Raw genomic sequence first — 1,996 nt, 5'->3', positions numbered from 1 at the left:
CAGGCTATGACGGCGGCACGGGAGCGGCACCCAGAACCTCTATTCAGCATGCAGGGATTCCTTGGGAACTGGGTTTAACAGAAACCCATCAAACCTTGATTCGCAATGGACTTAGAAATAAGGTTACATTGGAAACCGACGGAAAGCTTATGAGCGGCAGGGATGTTGCCCTAGCCGCATTAATGGGGGCAGAAGAATTTGGGTTTGCAACAGCGCCATTGGTGACCATGGGCTGTGTGATGATGCGTGTTTGCAATTTGGATACGTGTCCTGTGGGCGTAGCTACCCAAAACCCAGAGCTCCGAAAAAGATTCAAAGGCAAACCTGAATATGTTGTAAACTTTATGTATTTTATTGCCCAAGAATTAAGAGAGTATATGGCGAAGCTGGGCTTTAGAACTATTGGGGAAATGGTTGGGCGTAGTGACCTGTTAAAAATTCGTGATGGTGCAAGAACAAGGACCACGAAGGTTGAACTGGCAAGAATCATCAACAATCCTTTTGCAAAACCGGGGCAGCACTTTGGATTTGATCCAAAGCTGGTTTACGATTACCATTTGGAAGATTCCTTAGACTTAAAGGTTTTATATCCAAAGCTAAAAGGTTCCATAGAAAGCAAAGCCCCTGCTTTTATTGAGGTGGACGTAAAAAATACGGACCGTACCGTGGGCACCATTTTAGGCTCTGAAATAACAAAGAAATATCCTGAAGGCCTTGCAGATAACACAATACATGTTAAATGCAATGGTGCAGGAGGACAGAGCTTTGGGGCTTTTATTCCAAAGGGCTTAACCCTAGAATTGGAAGGGGACAGTAACGACTATTTCGGAAAAGGCCTTTCCGGTGGCAAATTAGTCGTGTATCCACCAAGAAAAAGCAAGCTGAAAGAGGATGAGAATATCATTATTGGCAATGTTGCACTGTATGGCGCAACAGATGGTGAGGCTTATATCAATGGCGTTGCGGGAGAGCGCTTCTGCGTTCGTAATTCCGGCTCCAGAGCCGTTGTTGAGGGCGTTGGTGACCATGGCTGTGAATACATGACAGGTGGAATTGCCATTATCATCGGGAATACAGGGAAAAATTTTGCCGCAGGTATGAGCGGTGGCGTTGCCTACGTTTTAGATGAAAACAGAGATTTTTATACCAGAGTAAACAAGGAGCTAGTGTCCTTGGAGGAAATTTTGCATAAGCAGGATGTTACCGTGTTGAAGGAAATGCTATCGAACCATGTGAAGCTGACGGGCTCCAAAAAGGGCAAGGAAATCCTTGAGGATTTTGCAAATTATCTTCCTAAGTTTAAAAAGGTTTTGCCCCATGATTTCGATAAGATGCATAAGGCCACCCTTCGTTTGGAGGAAAAAGGGCTGAGCGGTGATGAGGCGTTGATTGAGGCATTCTATGCATTCTATTCAAATAAATAAGACAGGGGGGATTATGCATGGGAAAAGCAACAGGATTTTTAGAATTTGAAAGAAAATCCGGGGGCGAAACAAGCCCTAAGGAAAGAATAAAACACTTTCAGGATTTTCATGAGCATTTGTTAAAAAGAGAGCAAGAACAGCAGGCGGCAAGATGTATGGACTGCGGCGTACCCTTCTGTCAAAGTGGAATGATGATAAAGGGAATGACCTCGGGCTGTCCTTTGAATAATTTGATTCCAGAATGGAATGATTTAATTTATTTGGAAAAGCCCGATCGGGCTTTGGGCCGACTTCTAAAAACAAACAGCTTCCCTGAATTTACAAGCAGAGTTTGTCCTGCACCTTGCGAAGCAGCTTGTACTTGTGGACTAAATGATACACCCGTTACCATCAAAGAGAATGAGTGGAGCATTATTGAAAATGGATATGCAAATGGGTTGATTCAGCCAAACCCACCCAAGGTAAGAACGGGCAAGAAAATTGCAGTGGTTGGCAGTGGGCCATCAGGCCTTGCGGCGGCGGATCAGCTGAATAAAAGAGGGCATAGTGTTGTAGTGTTTGAACGTAATGAC

2 protein-coding genes are annotated in these 1,996 nt (G+C 44.5%); both read left to right on the top strand.

Going from position 1 to position 1,996, the window contains the following annotated elements; translation table 11 throughout:
* On the top strand, window positions 1-1,424 hold a 1,424-nt coding region (locus RTK36_RS08850; protein ID WP_312046312.1), incomplete at its 5' end, for a glutamate synthase-related protein.
* A 17-nt stretch (window positions 1,425-1,441) separates the two neighbouring features.
* Window positions 1,442-1,996: NAD(P)-binding protein (locus RTK36_RS08845; RefSeq protein ID WP_312046310.1), on the top strand; the 555-nt coding region annotated here is incomplete at its 3' end.

It is taken from the genome of Anaerotignum sp. (assembly GCF_031981185.1).
GTDB lineage: Bacteria > Bacillota > Clostridia > Lachnospirales > Anaerotignaceae > Chakrabartyella.
This window is presented reverse-complemented; position numbering and strand designations above follow the sequence as displayed.